This is a genomic window from Flavobacterium gilvum (genome assembly GCF_001761465.1).
GTDB classification, from domain to species: domain Bacteria; phylum Bacteroidota; class Bacteroidia; order Flavobacteriales; family Flavobacteriaceae; genus Flavobacterium; species Flavobacterium gilvum.
Window position 1 is genome coordinate 3,014,292 of the sequence record NZ_CP017479.1, and the last position, 19,714, is coordinate 3,034,005.

Genomic DNA, 19,714 nt, shown 5'->3' on the forward strand with positions numbered 1-19,714 from the left:
AATGGTATTAACTATTTGGTATTAGTCATCATCATCCTTTCTCTCACTCAGTCTAACAAAAGCGGCACGTCTTGGTCCGGGAAATGCAACCGCATCTCCTTTTATTGCATGCCAAAGCAGTTCTGTAAATTCTAAATCGGGAACAGCATCGACTTTGGAAAAATCAAAAGTTTCCGATTTTTGCTGCCATTTATTCATGGCAACATTTACTTCTTTTAAATCTATATTGGAAGGCACCGATTTGAATGGTGAAAAATCCGGAACGTGCGTAAAGCTATTCCACAACGGAGTCGAACCTGCATCGTGCTGTGACAAAGGAGCTAATCCTAGAATCAACTCAATCGTACGCAAAAATGAAGTCGAAGAATACATGGTATGATCTACAAAATTTCGTTTTACATACGGCCCAGCCAAAAAAGCAGTGCTTCTATGAGCATCTACGTGGTCGGTTCCGCTTTGGGCATCATCTTCAACAATCAAAACCAGACATTCGTTCCAAATAGGACTTTTGCTCAAATATTCAACAAGAAGACCGGTTGCCAAATCATTGTCGGCAACATGCGCATTTGGAGTCGGACGCCCTTTTCGTAAACCTTCGGTATGATCATTTGGAAAACGAACAGTATTAAATTGTGGAACTTTTTTAATAGCTACCAACGAATCAAAATCTTTTTTCCATTGCTCGAATCGGTTTACATCTTTTTCGGCCAATTCATCCCAAGAATTAAAAGTTTTGCAATAGTTATTCTGCAAAACTGAAATAGTAGGTTTTTTGGCAATTATAAATTCTCCATAACTTCTATACGAAATGTTTGCTCGTTTGCAAGCATCCCAGATATATCCTGCTTTGTTGTTTGCAATCGCTCTTCGTCCTTCACCTGGATAATCCCAAGCTCGGCCGTAACAGGTAGGCCACATTTTTTCCAGATAATCGGTAGCATAAGCGCCAAGTGTCCACGCATGACCATCGGCACTAACTTCGGCATCAACATAAAAATTATCCAAAAGCACAAAATCTTTTGCCAATTTATGCTGATTTGGAGTTACTTTTTCTCCAAACATTACCAGGGAAGGATCGCCGTTTCCTTCTTTTACATCACCCATAACTTGGTCATAAGTGCGGTTTTCTTTGATGACATAAAACACATATTTAATAGGACTTACATCGCCAACTTTCATTGGGACAGGGTTTCCTACATCATTATGTGCTTTTAATTCTTTTTCTTTAGAATAAGGAGAATTTTGGTAGACCATTTTTGTATAAGCTGCCAATAAATCTTTTGAAGGCTGGTCGATAATGCTTAATGCACCTTTAAATAATTCTCCAATTGAATGTACTGATTTTGGTTTTGATGCGTCTTCTTGTCTATATTTTAAGTCATATCCTTGTGTATAAGGCGTTGGTGCCTGAAAGTTTGTCAACGGAACAAACCCTTTTGCATTGGTTACAAATATCTTTTTGTTTACAATCTTCACATTAGTTGGATACCACCCCGTGGGAACAAACCCTAGTGATTTACTTTTCCCGGGTTGGCTAACATCAAAAACGGCGAGACAATTATTGTCGGCATTAGCGATGTAAAGTTGTTTCTCGTTACCACTAAAAGCAAGCGAATTTGTGGTTGAACCGGCTGGTGCATCGGGATACAAAGCTGCATTAAGAGTCTCAACAACCTTGCGTGTTTTTCTTTCGATGACAGAAACGGAATTATCATTGGAATTGGCTACAAAAATAAAATCACCTTTTTTTGTAAGCAGTATTTCATTTGGATGACTACCTACTCCTATCGAAGCTGCAAATTCTTCTTTGGCGGTATCATAAATCAATAATTTTTCGCATCCCCAACAACTCACATACAATTCTTTCAAATCAGGAGACAAAACGCAGGTAAAACCTTCTCCTCCCAAAGGAAGTTGCTTTTTTATTTTTTTGGTTTTGAGATCAACCACATAAAGTGAGTTATTATCCTTGGTCACCACATAAAGTAACTGATTCTTCTCGTCGATATCAAAGCCAGCAGGCGAAATTCTATTCGGCCATTTTTTGCCTAAAGTAATCGTATCGTTAAGTTTGAGTTTGTTCCCAATTAAATCGTAGCGCAAAATAACATTGTCGTTTCCTCCCGAAGCATAAAGTTTTTTATCATTTGAACTAAATTTCAGTCCATACCAACTGGACGGAATAATGATGCTGTCGATTTGTCGTTCCGATTTTGTGTCTATAAGTTGAATATAATGTTTTCCTAATCCGTTGTTGGTTACGGCAATTCTCTTTTTGGATGTACTAACAGCAATATTCAAAGGTAAATCACCTAATGGCAATGATCTTCCCACATTTGTAATTGACCATCCATTAGGCAATAACACCGTCTTTGTCTCTTTTTGTGAATGGCTTTGCGCCAATAAACCAAAAGAGCAAAACAGAGAGATAAAAGCCAATATACTAAATCGATTTACCATTATTTAATTTTTTGAACTAAAACATTTTTCATATCAAATAGATATATAAACTAGCATTCTTATTCATCCTCACCCCTCTCCAATGGAGAGGGAGTAAAGATTGAATTATTTTATTTATTTGTAGGCATTATTTACAATACCTTTCTTTCAGTAAATGTAACATATATATGTTGATGTCCCATTGACTGGCAATCGGCATATTTGTAAAGGGCAGATGAATCATATATGGAGCTGGTCCAAATTCTGTAGTGATCGTCAATACCTCTTTATTATTATCCTGATAATCTTTAACAATCGTATCCCACCATTTCAAGTGCGCTTCCAATTCGTTTTTGAATTCTGGCAGTCGCGGATCAATTACCTGTGCGCTTTGCGAATGTCCAACCCTTGAGTGCAGATGTCCGACTTTTTTGCAAGCCAAAGCAAGCGCATCCTCTTGATCCTCTAGCAAACTTTCGGATACATTGCACCAATGTGAAAAATCGGCCGTAATTTTTAAATCGGGTAACTTTTTCAAAAAGTCATAACCGATATGTGCTGCAAACAACGCTTTATTGCGATGCGTTTCATGACAAATGGGAATACCTGTTTCTTGGGAAATTCCATTTGCAACAGCAAACAATTCGGCATTCTGTTCAAAACTGAAATAATCCTTCCCAGTTTGCGCGTTAATTTTTACCGGCTTTGCTGAGGCGAGGATATTCAACTCCTTAATGTAATTGGCTTTATGCGTTTCAAAATCTTTTTCAAAAGATTGATAGTATTGACCAATCAACTTTAATCCATTATTTTGCAGCGCATCCAAAATCACTTTTTGTTCCTCTTTTGATTCTGGAACCGGAGCTTCAACACCGTCATAACCCGCCTCCTGCACTTTTTGGCAAAAATTATTCCAATCTACATTTTCTGATCCCCATCTCGGATAATAAAATTGAATTTTCATAATTTTTGATTATTCAATTTCTTCTGAAACTTCCATTTTAACTGCCAATTCTTTTCCTGAATTCGAATCAGTATTCCATTCTTTTTCAATTTCTTCCAAACTTTTTCCTTTGGTTTCAAATAAATTCTTTTTGGCATATAAAAAAGAAAGAATACAAAAGAAAGCGAAAATGAAGAATGTGGCTGCAATCCCCAATCCATCTCGCATTAAGGGAAACAACATACCCACAATCCAATCTGAAATCCACATGGTCATGATACACATTGACAACGCTGTTCCTCTAATATGCGTAGGAAATATTTCTGTTGAAATCACAAATTTTAATGGTCCTAAAGAAAAAGCGAAGAACAAAAGGAACAAAATGATACTAAATAGCATGAAATAACCTGTTATACCTACTACAAAACAATAACCTGTTAAGGCTAATGCAAATGCTGCACATATTGACCCATAAATATACAATGGTCTGCGACCCCAAGTATCTACTTTTGAAATGGCAATAAAGGTAAAGAGAACATTTGCTCCCCCTAATATTACCTGATAAAATAAGGCGTCGCTTGTAACAATTCCAGCTTGTTTTAAAATGGTAGGTCCGTAATAAATCACTCCGTTAATTCCGCTGAATTGAGACAATGCAGTAAGTACCACTGCCAAAGTCAATAATTTACGCAAAGGCAAACGCAAAAGTTCTCCAATACCACCCGATTTTTGGCCTGACATTTCTTTAATAGAATTCAGTTCCAAACGAGCAGTTTCTGCTCCACTTACTTTTGTAAGAATATCTAAGGCTTCCTCATTTCTGCCATATTGTACTAACCAGCGTGGGCTTTCAGGAACTATTAACAATAACAAACAAAATGCCATTGCCGGAATAACCCCCACAATAAACATTCCTCTCCAAACATTTTCAACAAACAACCAATGTACTAAACCTTGACCTTCTCCTGCATTTGCGCTAGCATATCTCTGTAAAAATAAATTACTGATATAAGCCACCAAAATTCCTACGGTAATGGCAAGTTGATAAAAAACGACCAATTGGCCTCTTCTATTTGAAGGCGCAATCTCAGAAATATAAAGTGGCGAAACATTTGAAGCCACACCTATAGCTATACCTGCGAGCACACGGTAAAAAATCAACATCGAATAAACCTCTGAAAATGAGAATCCAACAGCACTGATTAAAAACAATATTGCTGAAATAAATAATACTTTTCTTCGACCTATTTTGTCACTAAGGTAGCCAGAAAAACCAACACCAACAATACAACCCAATAAAGCGCAGGATACAAATAATCCTTCCTGAGCAGATGATAAAGCATATTGTAATTTCAATGGTTCGATAATCCCGCTCACTACGGCCATATCAAAACCGAATAAAAAGCCTCCCAAAGCTGCGATAAGCGTTATGAGAGAAATAAAATAATTGTTTTCTTTTGTTTTCATAAAATAATTTTTTGGTTAAATGTGGTAGTTATTTAATAGATTAATTAGGTTTAAGTTTAACACCAGCTGTCTTTGACATACGAAACCACAACAAAGGCTTTTTTGTCTCCTTTATGATTGATTTTGTATTTTGGAACGTTTGCCGGAATCACAAAAGTTTCAGCATATTTGAATGTTTGCGAGTTTTCCCCTGCAGTTACATCGGCTATTTCACCTTCAACAAGCATACAAATATGGCATTGTCCAAGAGTTTCGATTTCGATTTCTCCTGTAAATTCATAACGATCAACGGCATAAAAATGTTCTGCATGAGTTGATAAACTCATTTTTCTTCCGTTTGAAAATTCTTGAGCTACTGTTTGTTTAGAAATAAATTCATCTTGAACTCTATCTCCTTTTCTATCAAAATAAACATTGTTCAATCCATGCTCAACATTTATAGGACGTGGTTTTCCATCCAATCCCGGACGAACCCAGTCGTACATTTTGAAAGTAAAAATATATGGTGTACTACTGATTTCCAAAACCATATTATTGATTCCCGAAGCGTGAATGGTCCCATTTGGAATCAAAAACAAATCGTGTTTTTTGGCTCCAATTTTTTGTACGTAATTTTCAATTTCAATCGGCTCGCCAGTCGCTTGTGATTCTCTTAAAACATTTTCAAATTCTTTTGGATTGATATCCTCTTGAAAACCTAAATACACATTAGCATCATCTGCACAATCCAAAATATAATAGGTTTCGTCCTGTGTAAATGGTTCACCAAAATTCTCTTTGATATATTCTGGACGAGGATGACATTGCACCGAAAGATTTCCTCCATCAAAAGTGTCAAGATAGTCAAAACGAATTGGGAAATCATTCCCGAAACGTGCAGCCGCTTTTCCTAATACTTTTTTGTTATCACGGAACATCAAAAAGTCAAAAGACACCTCCAATAAATTATTATTTCCTTCAAAAATAATTCCGTTTTCTGGAGTTATTAATTCAAAAGACCAAGCATAATTCACTTCTTCTTGATTCAAATCTTCGAAATGCTCTTTCATCCAATTTCCTCCCCAAACACCGGCCTCAAACCAAGGACGAGCACGTAACGGACTTTCCAACATTAAATCCAATGCTTTTCTAAAATCACTTCCCTGCATCCAGGTAATCTCATCAATACGCTGCTCATCTACAATCAAATCAATTTTTGACAGCAAATTCTCTTTGTGTGCATTCAAAACCAACCAATCGATAAAGAAAAGTCGTTTATAAATTTGTGAATACGCCAAAGTTTCTTTAGACCCAATATTTTTGACAGCACAGGCTCTCATTCGGTATTGAATCTCGTTTTTTGGAACATCGACATAAATCAATTGACCTTCCCAATTGGCCAAAGAAGCTCCAGTACCGTAAACAATGCAGACATCGGCGGCTGTATCTGGCTGAAGCATATTCAATTTTTGACTATCAAAGAAATCCGAAAGTTCACCCGAATATCTTTTTCCAAAAACCAAATCATCACCGTTCATATTCGGTTTGATCATTTCGTCAATTTCACTAGACGGTTTCAAACAAGAATCAATATCGTACCAAAGCACATTAATATTTTTTTGGCTTAAAGCCAAATTCAAATGATTTCTGAAGTTTTCCCAAATCACACCACCAAAACCGTCGATGACAACAGTTTTTTGTTTAGCAATTTCATTTGCCAGAGAATCAAATCCCACAAAAACATCAGAATTGGTGTGGAAAGATGGGAATATATTATAATCAGAATTGTTTTTTACAACCGCATTTACCGGCAATAAAGCTTGACTCGTTTTTCTTTTGGACAGAATTGTGTTTTCCATTTGTAATTTATTTTTCTTATCTGCAATAATTGTCGCTCCTATCAGAATACTTTGCTCAGCATCCTCACAAAAAACGATGTTAACTTTTATTTTTAATGTATTTAATTTTTGTTCCAAAGCTGGCAAGAACAAATCTTTGGCTTTTGAGATATTGCCACCTATGACAAGTTCTTCGCAACCGAACTTTTCAAACCAAGGGAAAAGAAAATCTCCCATATTGGCTCCAAAATTTCTGAAAACAGCATTGGAAACATCAGTATTTAAATCTGCAATGGCTTTTACAGATTCTATGCTTTCTCCAGAAAGGCGTTTATATTCACCCAATAGCCATCGGGTAGAAAACCAATCATCGGCAATTGATCCCAAGAAAGGTTGATCATAAAACATTCCGTTTTTAGGCGCATCAGGATGGTTGTCTACCAAATCCCCATCAGCCATTAAAGCTGAACCAAAACCTGTACCAAGAGTTAGAAAAACAGTTCTTTTACTTTTCAGTTGATGACGAAAATAAGCCCCTTCGGCAAAGCAATGCGCATCATTTGCAAATACAAATGGAACCGCATTCAAACCTGTGAAATTTTTCAGTGCCTGTTGAATATGAACACCAAAAGTCGGTTCAAATTTTCCTCCCACACCAATAATTTCACTCACACCTTTATCATAATTAAAAGGTCCCGGAAAAGCTATTCCAACAGCGTCAACAGTATCTTTTTCGTCTAAAACTTCTTTTATGCAGTTGCCAATCGAAGAAATAATTGCAACTGGATTAGCATTCGCATTAATTTCTTTTCTCAATACGGCTTGAGGTTTTCCATTAAGGTTATTATGGTCGATAACGCTAACAGTTACATGACTCCCACCTACATCAATACCTATTTTTTTCATATTTTAAGTTGTGCTTTATTTTCTACAAATAAATTATTGTTTAGCAACCTTATTTAAACGGACTTTAAACTTACTGACACCATCCATTAAAACTTCAAAAATAATGCGACCACTAGGCATACTGTCCATAGAAAAAGGGAATAAACCGTTCTTAACCGAGGAATAATCATGCTGTTCATAAATTACACCATCAATAGTAATCAAAACTGTCATTTTACTGGTTTTATTGGATACAACACTCAATTCTGTTTTATCTGAAACGACTCTAGGGAAAACCGAAAAGGCATATTTTCCTGGTAGTCCATCTTCTTTAAAATTTGAAGAAGCAGTGAAACACAATCTTTCGCTATTTCCAAAATCACTTTCGAATGCATGGATTATGTTGCCTTTTAAATCAAACAATCTCAAATATCCATCACCTTGTCTTCTATTGGACCAAAATTCCAATCCGTCACCAGCTTTATCAGTAATACCCAATTCATATTTTCCTTCTTTCAAGTTAATGGTATCTTTGTAAACCTTATTGGCTTCGACATTAGAAGGTAGTTTGCGGAATATAGTATCTCCTTTTTTATCAATTAAAAAGACAGTATTATCTTTAGGGTTATTATTAGTTAGATATTGAAGGATGAAACGGGTTGGCAATACATTTGGAGATTCGAATGACGTCGTAATTTCATTATCTCCCATCCAGCCGTCTTTTGTACCATTTGGATTAGAGAGTGAAACCGTATAACTATTTTTTCCTTCTTTGGATTTTATTTCTCCCGGAATTATAATTTCTGCAGTTTGATTAAATTCTAAATTTCCTTTCCAACGATAAGTTTCTTTTGGAAATCCATCAGTACCATAAGTCACAACAACAGAGCGAAGATTTTCGGAACCCAAATTTCGAATAACAAAATGAGGATTAAAGCTAGCCGGATTAAGTCGACTATACTGTTGCTCATTATTAGGGACAATAACCCTGTCGATGGCAACATCATTTTTTTGCACAGGAGCAGAATATTGAAACAAATAAGATGCAATATTTTCGACTGCCTGAATATTTGCCGTTGCTGTATAAGGCTCCATTTCCAGCGAAATGCTATGTTTTCCTGCAGTAGTTTTCAAATCAATAATATCAGGAAGTTGCAACTCTCCAGGACACCAATAAGCGCGATCAGTAACCCAAGTTCCACCCTGTGGATAGAGTGGATTTCCGCCACAATCTTTCCACATATTGCGATGATCAATCGTTTTTCCGTCAAATTTCAATTCTCGCCAACGTGAACAAAATTCGCTGCAGCCTTTTGGTCTATCAGCACCGTGTCCCGTATGTTGAATTCGAATACGATTATACTTGGCTTCAGGTACAGATTCATAAGAGATGGGAAGTAAATTATCCTCAATTTTTTCTTTAGGATCACCGTATTTATATGCTGCATTCCAGAGAGGTACAATGCCTAGAGATTTCTGTACTGGTGGACCAGAAACAATTTCAAAATCAATAGTCAATGCCCAACCAACTGTTTTGTTCTCATATCCTGTATGGATATAATCGACTTGAACACTGTCTCTAAGAAAAGGAGAAAAATCCGTAACATCTACTTTCCAAGTCCAGTTCCAGCCATTGTTGTAAATGCTTCCATAAGGAGTAAGCATTCGACCCAACTCATATTCTACCCATTTCCCTTTTGCATCTTTTTTTCGTAATTTAATGTGATCCAAATAATCCCAATGTGCGGCAAACAAACTATCTGGACGTCCTAATGTCACATTCATCATAACCTTTCGGATAGACTCTTTTTCGGATGGAAAAACACCCATCTTACTATACGTTTTTGTGCCCGTTGTCACATCACAAATAATGGTTGTTTTGTCGTGTGTCACTACGTGTTTGACGACTGGTTTTTGTGCAAAACAGCCTATCGAAACAGCAAATAATAATAAATATCGTATCATAAAAATTTAAGTCTTTATTTTTCGCTTCAAATTGTACGTTTAATTTCTATCGTATAGGTAAACCAATCATTGCGGTAATAACAAATATTATATTCAATTGGTTTTCTAGCTGTGTCGAGAACCACACGCCTTCTTTCGAGTACGGGTTGGTCTTTTTCGATTTTCAAATGCCCCGCAATTCGTTTACTGGCTGCAATCGCTTTGAGTTCTTCCTGAGAATACACGGGAACCACATTAAATTTGTTACCTAATATTTCGTATAGAGGGATTTCAAAATTTTCATCAGCCGAGATACCAATTCTAGGATGAAAATACGATTCGAAATACACCATCGGGCTATCGTCAATGCTTCGGGTTCTTTGCAAGAGCAACACTTCATCACCTTCTTTAAGTTGCAAATGTTTGGCTACTTTGGCGGACGCCAAAACCATTTCGGCTTTCAACGAAAGATTTTTGAATTCCAATCCCATATCTTCCATTTCATGAGTAAAACTCATCCAATTGTTTAAATTGGTTGTAATCCTGTTTTGAGAAACACGGGTTCCAGAACCTTTCTTTCGCACCAAAAGATTTTCGTTTACCAAAATAGCAATTGCCTGACGAAGTGTGTTTCTGGAAATACCCCAGCGCTTAGCCAAATCAACTTCTTTTGGAAACAATTCGCCATCTTTAAAGTCGGGATGTTTAATCAATTCACGCAATAATTCTTCCACTTGCTTATGCAATGGAATCTTGCTGTCATGATCCAGTAGCGGTAATTTGTTCAAATGTTCATACATATCACAAAAATAGTTTTTTTATCTAATGAAAAAAAATATTTAACAAAAATACAACCAATTGATTTTTAACAGTATTTAACAAATTTCAATTTAAACTAAAACGTTATAGCATTATCAATTGATTTTCAGCAAATAAGAAATAAAAGACATCTTTTTGATGAAATAAAACTAATATGTTCATACTTAGATTTGAAAAATAATTATATTTGTTTTTTCGATAAAACGATTTAGCAAATAAATCCAAATTTTAACCAATTCCCCTTCCAAAACCACTTTAATAAAACTTTATAATGAAAAAACATTTAATCACCTTATTAACATTTTGCACGGTCACTTTGATCTTTGCCCAAAAAATGCCAAAAGCCATTAAAGTAACCTACCAAAGGACATCTAACGGAAAAATTGCCGAAAATCAAGATCCCATGTTTTTATTTGCTTCTTCGGATTTGAGTTTGATAACAACCAATAAAATCCTGCAGCAAAAAGCAAATTTCCCATTCGAACAAACTTTTGTAAACTTTAATACACAAACCATTTCCCAATGGGCACAAATGAAAAATGGGAAATCAATTCTAAGCAATGACAATGAAGCTTTGCGAAAACAAAAATTTGAATTCAGTAATGAGACCAAAAAAATTCTGAATTACAACTGCAAAAAAGCAGTCACATCTGTAAATTCCAATAAAATTGAAATTTGGTACACCACCGAATTAGGATTAAAAGGTGGTCCAAGCGTTTTGGGACAAAATTTAGGTTTGGTTCTCGAAACCATCCGCAACGGAAACGCTACTGTCACAGCCACCAAAATTGAGAATTTAAAAGCTACTCCTTCCCTTTTGTCCATTCCTTCAATACAAACTGTTGACCAATTGACTTATAAAGACCTGCTCTGGAAAAGCCGTTTTGTTAATATTCCTGTTTTCAGTAAAGAACAAATTCATTTTGTTTCTGATGCCAAATCAAATGACAGTATTCTTCGATTTGCAAGCGGAACTGTAATTGTTAGAAAAATAAAATTCCCCGAAATAAAAAGAGGAAGTTCTATTTATGCCGATGTAACCGAACAATCAAACGGTGATGCGTACGACAGAACCGGTACCGTTTTTATGATCCCAACAGATAAAAAAATGTCATTTCTAGACGGATTAAAAAACGGTGTTAAAACATTACCTGCTTACGAAAATGGGAACGGCAAGAAATACCAAGGTGTAGTTTCAACCGATGAATATACTCCATTGCTGGAAATGATGCGCTTTTTTACCCCTTTTGGAGTAAAGCAATTCAATTATTTACAACTAAAAAATAAAGTGTGGCAAGATAGTGTAATCTATCGTCAGGATATTTCGCTGTTGCAACCCAAATTAAGCAATCAGGAAGTTTATATCGGAATGTTTATAGGTAATTATGATGCAGGCGGACACAAAGCGAGTTTAAACATAACCATACATCAAGGTGAAGACAATAATCCAAAAGCAGATTTTATTCTGCCACTTTTCAACACTTTAAATGTAATGGAGATGGCGGGACAGGAATACTCTACGATGTTTGACAACGAGAAAGGACTCGAAATGACATTTGAAGTACCGCAAGGATATAAGAATTTCAAATTAAGCTACACGACAACCGGACACGGCGGTTGGGAAAATGGTGATGAATTTTTGCAGAAAAAAAATACCATTTTGATAGACAACAAAGAAATTTTTGGATTCACGCCATGGCGTACCGATTGTGGTTCGTATAGATTGAGTAATCCTGCTTCGGGAAATTTTGGCAACGGATTATCTTCCTCAGACGAAAGCAGATCAAACTGGTGTCCGGGAACAACAACAAATCCCAACCTGATTGACCTTGGTAATCTTTCACCCGGAAAACATACCATTCGCATTTCTATTCCGCTAGGAAAACAAGAAGGAAACAGCAGCAGTGCATGGAATGTTTCTGGATTTTTGATTGGAGAAAAATAGGATATAAAAACTTAAATATCAGTAATTAATATAAACTCATAACAAATAAAACTTTAACTTAAATGAAAAAAATTGCACTTAGTCTACTATTATGTTCCATGCTTTCGACAGGCATACAGGCACAAACATATACGCCAACTGAGGGAAACCTGAAAAACAGAACAGAATTCCAGAATGATAAATTTGGTATGTTTATTCACTTTGGCCCATATAGTGTTTTGGGTAACGGCGAATGGATTATGACCAATCAAAACATCAAAGTAACCGAGTACGGGAGATTGATAAATGTGTTCAACCCACAGGATTTTGATGCCAAAAAATGGGTTGGAATCGCCAAATCTGCAGGAATGAAATACATCACTTTCACAACACGCCACCACGATGGATTTAGCAATTTTGACACCAAATTATCTGATTGGAAAATTACAAACACCCATTTTAAAAGAGATTTATTAAAAGAATTGGCTGACGAATGTCATAAACAAGGCATCAAATTATTCTGCTATTATTCACTTTTGGACTGGACAAGAACCGATTATCAATACGAAACCGGTAAAACAGGAAAAGGAACAGGCAGAACTCAAAAAAGCGATTGGGAAAGCTACATCCGTTTTATGAAAGGTCAGTTGACCGAATTGTTAACCAATTATGGAGAAATTGGCGGAATCTGGTTTGATGGACATTGGGATCAATTGGACAATGACACCGACAAAAAATTACAGTCAAAAGTAAACTGGCATTATGATGAAATCTACAAATTGATTCACTCACTTCAACCCAATTGTTTAATTTCAAACAATCACCACCTTACACCACTTCCAGGAGAAGATTTTCAAGCATTTGAAAAGGATTTACCAGGCGGAAACACATCTGGTTTTGGTGGACAATCCGTTTCTCAACTGCCTTTGGAAACCTGCGAAACAATGAACAATTCATGGGGTTTCAACATCAATGACAGAAAATACAAATCGACCAAAGATTTATTACATTATTTAATCAATGCGGCGAGTTTGAATGCCAATTTCCTTTTGAATGTTGGCCCAATGGCTGACGGAACAATTCAACCAGAGTTTGTACAAACTTTGAAAGAAATGGGAACTTGGATGGATAAAAACGGAAGTAGTATTTACGGAACCAGAGGTGGCGTAATGAAAACCCAAGATTGGGGAGTATTTACTGCCAAAGACAAAACTTGGTTTGCACATATTATCAACACTCCAAAACAGCCAGGTTATATTTTTATTCCTGAAATGAAACAAAAAATCAAAAAATGTTATTTGATGGAAAATAAAAAGGAACTGAAATTCAAACAACTGCCAGAAGGAACTTTTGTGTATTTGGATGGCGTACAAATAGATCCTATCGATACGATAATTCAAATGGAAATACAATAAATTTGATGTCCCATAAGGATTTAGAAACTTATGGGACTTTTTTTTTAAAATTAATTCTCAAAATAGATGTTCAAAAAAATCTTTTTTCTCTGTGCCTTAGCTTTGGTAGTTACTGAAAATAGCAATGCACAATCAACATTTTCTTCCGAAAAATTCATGAAACACGACCGTTATTTGGCTTCAGATAAATTGGAAGGTCGTCTTGCCGGAACAAAAGGTAACAACGAAGCTGCAGCTTATATCAAAAAACATTTCAAGAAATTCGGTTTAAAAAAATTCAACAACGATTATTATCAGCCGTTCAAAATTTTTATAAAACCCAATATCAACAAAATGAAATCGGATAGCGTAAATACGCAAAATGTTGTTGGCTATATCGAAGGTTCTGATGAAAACCTGAAAAAGGAATTCATCGTGATTGGTGCGCATTACGATCACTGGGGATGGGGAGGAAAAGGATCCGGAAGCAAGAAAAAAGACACGTTGGCAATCCATAACGGAGCCGATGATAACGCTTCGGGGGTTTCGGCATTGTTGTCTATTTTAGAAGAATTTCAGAGCAAAAAGATTAAAACCAAGAGAAGCATTATTTTCATCTCTTTCAGTGGTGAAGAAGAAGGATTATTGGGTTCAAAATATTTTGTACATCACCTACCAGTTGATAAAAACGCTGTAAAAGTAATGATTAACATGGATATGGTTGGGCGATTGAATGATAAAAAAGAACTCTATATGGGAGGTGCAGGAACTTTTCCTAACGGTGTTGAGTTGATGAAAAAATTAGGTGAAGGCAGCGGATTGAATCCGATTGTGTTTGCTGGAGATGTGGGAGGTTCTGACCACGTTACATTTTATAAAAATAACATATCGGCTGTTGGATTACACACTGGCGGACATCCGCAATACCACACACCCGAAGACGATTCTGATTTGATAAACAGCCAAGGAGCAGTTTTGGTTTGCCAATATATTTACAATGCTTTGACTGCTATTGCTAACTATGAACAACCGTTAATTTTTATCAATCAAAATTAAATTTTAGCCCATATTTATTTAATAAAGAAATCGGCAAATCTGCGGTATAATTAACCTCAGATTCGCCGATTTTTTGTAAAATGAAGAATATAATTTTTTATTTATCCCACCATATTCTAGTTACAAAAAGGTCTGGTCCCTGTTGTGCAACTGCAGCGTTATAATTGGCTGTGTTCAATGTACGTTCAGAATCTTTATATATCAAACGTCTCGGAATTTGACCATTTGAAACATTTCCCGGATAATTAACCGGTACTAAATTTGGATAACCAGTTCTTCTATAATCTGCATAAGCTTCAAGTCCGTTGAATAGGAAAAACGCAATCCATTTTTGAGTAATAATTTGCTGAATCTTTTGAGCTGTTGTTCCTATTGAGAATGGATTTGCCAATAGATATGTTGAAATTTCAGCATTTGTAATAATTGGCACTTTACCATTTCCAGTCCCGTATACAGCTAACATTTGCATTGCAGCCGTAACTCCACTGTCATAATAAGTCTTAGCATTACCTGAATCCCATCCTCTTACAGCTGCTTCGGCTTTTAATAATTGTGTTTCTGCATAACTTATTCTAATATCCGGAGCATCCTCACGAGCGATAGTCAAACGATTTGGAAAAGAATAATCTTGTTTGCCTGTGAAATTTGGATAGGTTTTGATTGTTTCATCGGTATATCCATTTGGCATTCCTTTTTGATGAGTCGGATCGACATCATAATTATTATTTGAAATTACGATATTCGAAAGCACTCTCATTCTTGGATCTTGGGTGCTTTTTAACAAATCTATAAATGTTTTACTGATTTTTTCTCCTTTTTGAGGATCATCAACAGTACCATCCGTTAGGAAATTATAAATAACTGGATTAACTGTAAATTGAGAACCGCTTTTATGCAAGCAAACCATGTTATCACTATTTGATGCAAATACACCTCCAGCAATTGCTTTTTTAACATATTTTTCTGCATTTACAGCATCAGCTTTTGAAATACGCATTCCTAAACGTAACATTAAAGAATATGTAAATTTCCTCCAATTTGTAACATTACCGCCATAAAGCACATCAGCATTACCATAGAAAGGTTTACTTTCATTAAAAGCAAGTGCCGATTCATCAAGCTCTTTCAACATATCCATATAGATATCTTGCTGTCTGTCGTACTTCGGACTCCAAATCCCATCAAGATATCCTTTTCCTGCCTGAGAATAAGGAATATCGCCATATAAATCGGTGATTTGATGAAACATATACACTTTAATTACTCTAGCGGCACTAATTTTATTAACATTCTCAGGAGTATTAGGTATTACTGATAGTAAATGTGTAATTTCTTTAATTCCGTTCTCATATTCCTGAAAAAAACCACCTGATGTATTATCTTCATACAGATATTTATCTCCATGAAATTGATTTGTTCTAAGTGATGCCAAATGTTGCATAGCCAAACTAACAAACTGAATATCTGCCTGATAATGTGAATACTGAAATCCTCTCATCAACACTTCATTGTTAGTAAACATCGAATTGATATCTGCCTGTGTATAAGCATTTGGGTTCTGATTCATTTCTTCAAATCCTCTATCACAGGAAGTCAGTGAAAAAACACATCCTATACCAATGCCAATATATTTTTTGAATTTGTTTTTCATCTTTGCTTTTCTTTAATTAAAACTTAATATTAAGATTTATCCCAACGCTCTTCGTTCTCGGCAAAGTAGATTGCTCATATCCCTGAGCATTACCACTATTTGAGTTTGATTCAGGATCAATATTGGGTGTGTCTTTGTAAATCACCCATAAATTATGTGCTACAAGTGCCAATGACAGCCCTTCTATACCAAATTTGCTTAATTTTTCTTTATCAAATTTATATTCTAAAGAAACAGATCTCAATTTTACAAAATCGGAAGAATAAACAAATACATTTGAATTTGCATCTTTGAAAGAAGATCTCCAATAATCAAATGCACTAATGTTTTTATTTATTGGATTCCCAGCATTATCAACACCACTAACATTGATACCTCCTTCTCTTCCTTGCAAAGTCATTGCTTGCAATCCATATCGCACAGATAAAAAGTTTGTATCCGAAAAAATATCTCCTCCTAGCTGAGCATCAATTAGAGTTGAAAGTCTCCAATTTTTATATGTAAAATCATTAGTTAATCCCATTCTGTATGGTGCAACTCCATCTCCTGCGTGAACTAATTCCCCTTTCTGCATATATCCATCATTAGTCAATACTAAGTTTCCTTTTGCATCTTTTAAAGGTTCGTAAGCTTTAATAATTCCAAAAGGCTGACCTTCTTCAAGATAAATACCTCCTACTCCTCCCAAATTTGTCAAAATTTGAGAATTTAGTTCATCAGAAACTTTAACTACCTTACTTATATTATAAGACAAATTGTAATTTACATCCCATTTGAAATTTTCTTTTTTAATTGGAATACCCCCTATTTGTAATTCAATACCTTTATTACTAATTTCTCCAACATTAATTTTAGTGTTTGCATAACCAGACGTAGTTGATAAACTCGCATTGGCAATATCATTTGTGGTAGTTTTACTATACCAAGTAAAGTCCAAATTTAATCTATTGTTAAAGAAAGTATTTTCGGTACCAAACTCAATCGTTTGCACATTATACGGTTTTAAGGCCGGATTTGGAATTGTACCTTGCTCAACCTCTGTAATAGGCAAACCATTAAAACCATCCCCTATAGGTCGATACGTTAAACTCAATGCATATGGTTCTGGTGCAGCTCCACCAACATTACCAATCGCAGCTCTTAATTTGCTATAGCTCCAAAATTCAGGTAACTTTACTACTTCAGACACTACAAAACTGGAACTAACGGAAGGGTAAAAAATATGGTTATTTGAAGTACTCAAAGTAGAAAACCAATCATTACGCCCTGTAAGCGATAAGAAAAGAAAGTTTTTATATCCCACGTCACCAGAAAAATAAACAGAATTAACTTCAGTATTCGATTCAAAAATTGTCGTTTTCTGGTTATCTTTAGTATTAGCATAAAAATATTGGTAAGGAATTATAAAATTAGATCCACCAGAACTTGTTTCTTTATAGTAATTGTGTTGACGGTTGGCTCCGACAAATGCATTAACGTCAAAATCCCCAAAAGTCTTTTTATATCCTAAAATACCTTCCAAGTTATATTCAGATCTTGTATTAATAAGGTTATCGAATCTTCCGTTAGGGCCATCAACTGCTCCAGTTGGTTCAATTCGTGTGGCATCAAATCCTGTATAATCTTCACCAATTTTTACTTTAGCATAAAAATCTTCTGATATATTATAAGTTGTTGCAGCCGACAAAATGAATCTATTTTTAGAATCAAAGTTTTTAAAATACTGTGTGACAAAATAAGGATTGTTAATGCCTCCCCAACCTTGAGTATAAGGATATTCATTTCCATTTTCATCAACGACAGGATCAGACATCCATAAAATATCAATACTATTTGATAAGAAGTTCATAGCCTTATTGACATTTCCAAAACCTCCCCCAATAAGTGGTCTGTTATTACCATCTTCTCTAATGTATTGTCCACTTGCCTCAATAGAAATTTTATCGTTTGGTTTTGCGCTCAGCGACAATGCATAGTTGTTTCTCTTATAAGTATTTTCAGGGGTAATACCATCATTATAAACATTACCGATTGAGAAACGGAAATTAGCTTTCTCACTTCCGCCACTGAATGCAATTGTGTTCGAATTTGTAAATCCAGTTTGATAAAATTTTTGAATTTGATTTGGTCTTGCTACGTAATCGTGCATTTCACCGTCTATAGAAAGCGTTGGAAGCCCATCAAATTTTGGTCCCCAAGCCAAAACATAATCACCACGCAATGTTGCAAGATCAGTAAACTTTTGACCTCTGGAACCTTGCCCGTATTGATATTGCCATTCTAAATCATTCTGAACCATATCTAAAGAAACACCAGAACTAAATTCAACACCAAGCCCTTTTGAAGCAGTACCTTTTTTGGTTGTAATCAAAATTACCCCATTAGATCCTCTGTATCCATATAATGCCGATGCAGAACTACCTTTCATCACAGACATAGTGGCTATATCGTCAGGATTCAAAGAACTCATCCCATCACCCATATCTGTAGAACTACCTGGACTTTTGAATCCGCTATTATCAACGGGGATACCGTCGATTACGTACAAAGGTTGGTTATTTCCAGAAGCCGAAGTGTTTCCTCTAATTACCACTCTGGTAGATCCCCCAACACCTGTTGCTGGAGTAGTAACGTTCACACCGGCAACGCGGCCAGAAAGAGCACTCCCTAGATTGACCACTTTATCCTTATTAATATCTTCATTTTTCAAACCTCCAACGGCGTAACCTAAACTTCTTTTTTGTTTTTTAACGCCTAAAGATGTTACTACCACTTCTGTCAATTCCTGAGTTAAAGTCTGCATTTGAACTTGTAAATTATCCGCTGCAGCTGCTTCTGTCGATTTATAACCTACTGAAGTGAAGACAACAGTATCACCAGGTTTGACAGATAATCTAAACATTCCGTTCTCATCTGTAATTGAACCCGATGTCCCTCCCTTTACTTTTACGGTTGCCCCCAAAACAGGCCGTCCTTTCTCATCCGAAACCACTCCGGAAATTGTCTTATTTTGTGCATTCGCACCATGAAAGCACAATACTATTAGAAAAACTAACAGGAATTCATTCATAAGTTTTCTCATAATTATTATTGTTATGTTTTTAAATTACATATTGCGTTATTTTAAATTACATTAACACAAAGTCAGTTAATTTATATTAACAACTTCATTAGGGATTTTCTTCATAATTTTAGTAGTGACTAATTTCCCAAATTAATATTTCTATATTTCTTTTACCATAAGCGATTATTTTTTTAAATCCCTGAGTTATTTATAAATATTACTATATCGATATAGTCATTTTTATTAAAAAAAGGGAATAATCCTTAAACTGATTGCCTAATAATTAGGCTCCTCTTTATTTGAATAATCAC

At 35.5% G+C, this 19,714-nt stretch carries 11 protein-coding genes; 3 read left to right on the forward strand and 8 right to left on the reverse strand.

Annotated elements, in window-relative coordinates:
* Positions 1-21: 21 nt before the first annotated feature.
* The 6 genes from EM308_RS12585 to EM308_RS12610 all read right to left on the reverse strand — a co-directional run bounded on the left by EM308_RS12585 (position 22) and on the right by EM308_RS12610 (position 10,295).
* The gene (locus EM308_RS12585; protein WP_035636899.1) at positions 22-2,460 is read right to left on the reverse strand and encodes a bifunctional YncE family protein/alkaline phosphatase family protein; all 2,439 of its coding nucleotides are present in this window, start codon (positions 2,458-2,460) and stop codon (positions 22-24) included.
* Positions 2,461-2,587: 127 nt separating this feature from the next.
* On the reverse strand, positions 2,588-3,403 hold the full coding sequence (locus EM308_RS12590) for a xylose isomerase (protein WP_035636896.1): 816 nt from the start codon (positions 3,401-3,403) through the stop codon (positions 2,588-2,590).
* A 9-nt stretch (positions 3,404-3,412) separates the two neighbouring features.
* Positions 3,413-4,849, reverse strand: a complete 1,437-nt coding sequence (locus tag EM308_RS12595) for a sugar porter family MFS transporter (RefSeq protein ID WP_051877765.1) — start codon at positions 4,847-4,849, stop codon at positions 3,413-3,415.
* A gap of 56 nt (positions 4,850-4,905) precedes the next feature.
* Positions 4,906-7,572 carry an ROK family protein gene (locus tag EM308_RS12600; protein WP_035636885.1) on the reverse strand — a complete coding sequence of 889 codons (2,667 nt, stop codon included), beginning with the start codon at positions 7,570-7,572 and terminating at the stop codon, positions 4,906-4,908.
* A gap of 33 nt (positions 7,573-7,605) precedes the next feature.
* The gene (locus EM308_RS12605; RefSeq protein WP_081907259.1) at positions 7,606-9,516 is read right to left on the reverse strand and encodes a peptide-N-glycosidase F-related protein; all 1,911 of its coding nucleotides are present in this window, start codon (positions 9,514-9,516) and stop codon (positions 7,606-7,608) included.
* Between the two features lie 26 nt (positions 9,517-9,542).
* Positions 9,543-10,295, reverse strand: a complete 753-nt coding sequence (locus EM308_RS12610; RefSeq protein ID WP_035636883.1) for a GntR family transcriptional regulator — start codon at positions 10,293-10,295, stop codon at positions 9,543-9,545.
* A gap of 353 nt (positions 10,296-10,648) precedes the next feature.
* Here EM308_RS12610 and EM308_RS12615 point away from each other — a divergent pair, with 353 nt between their 5' ends.
* The 3 genes from EM308_RS12615 to EM308_RS12625 all read left to right on the forward strand — a co-directional run bounded on the left by EM308_RS12615 (position 10,649) and on the right by EM308_RS12625 (position 14,688).
* Entirely contained in the window at positions 10,649-12,259 is a 1,611-nt protein-coding gene (locus tag EM308_RS12615) for a GLPGLI family protein (protein ID WP_231560009.1), read from the forward strand.
* Between the two features lie 62 nt (positions 12,260-12,321).
* The gene (locus EM308_RS12620; protein ID WP_035637099.1) at positions 12,322-13,653 is read left to right on the forward strand and encodes an alpha-L-fucosidase; all 1,332 of its coding nucleotides are present in this window, start codon (positions 12,322-12,324) and stop codon (positions 13,651-13,653) included.
* 66 nt (positions 13,654-13,719) lie between these two features.
* Positions 13,720-14,688, forward strand: coding sequence for a M20/M25/M40 family metallo-hydrolase (locus EM308_RS12625; protein WP_051877774.1), 969 nt, complete (start codon positions 13,720-13,722; stop codon positions 14,686-14,688).
* A 97-nt stretch (positions 14,689-14,785) separates the two neighbouring features.
* On the opposite strand, the gene EM308_RS12630 is transcribed toward EM308_RS12625, so the two are convergent.
* Both EM308_RS12630 and EM308_RS12635 read right to left on the reverse strand, forming a co-directional pair.
* The gene (locus tag EM308_RS12630) at positions 14,786-16,339 is read right to left on the reverse strand and encodes a SusD/RagB family nutrient-binding outer membrane lipoprotein (protein WP_035637097.1); all 1,554 of its coding nucleotides are present in this window, start codon (positions 16,337-16,339) and stop codon (positions 14,786-14,788) included.
* 16 nt (positions 16,340-16,355) lie between these two features.
* Positions 16,356-19,421, reverse strand: a complete 3,066-nt coding sequence (locus tag EM308_RS12635; protein ID WP_035637095.1) for a SusC/RagA family TonB-linked outer membrane protein — start codon at positions 19,419-19,421, stop codon at positions 16,356-16,358.
* Positions 19,422-19,714 lie beyond the last annotated feature (293 nt).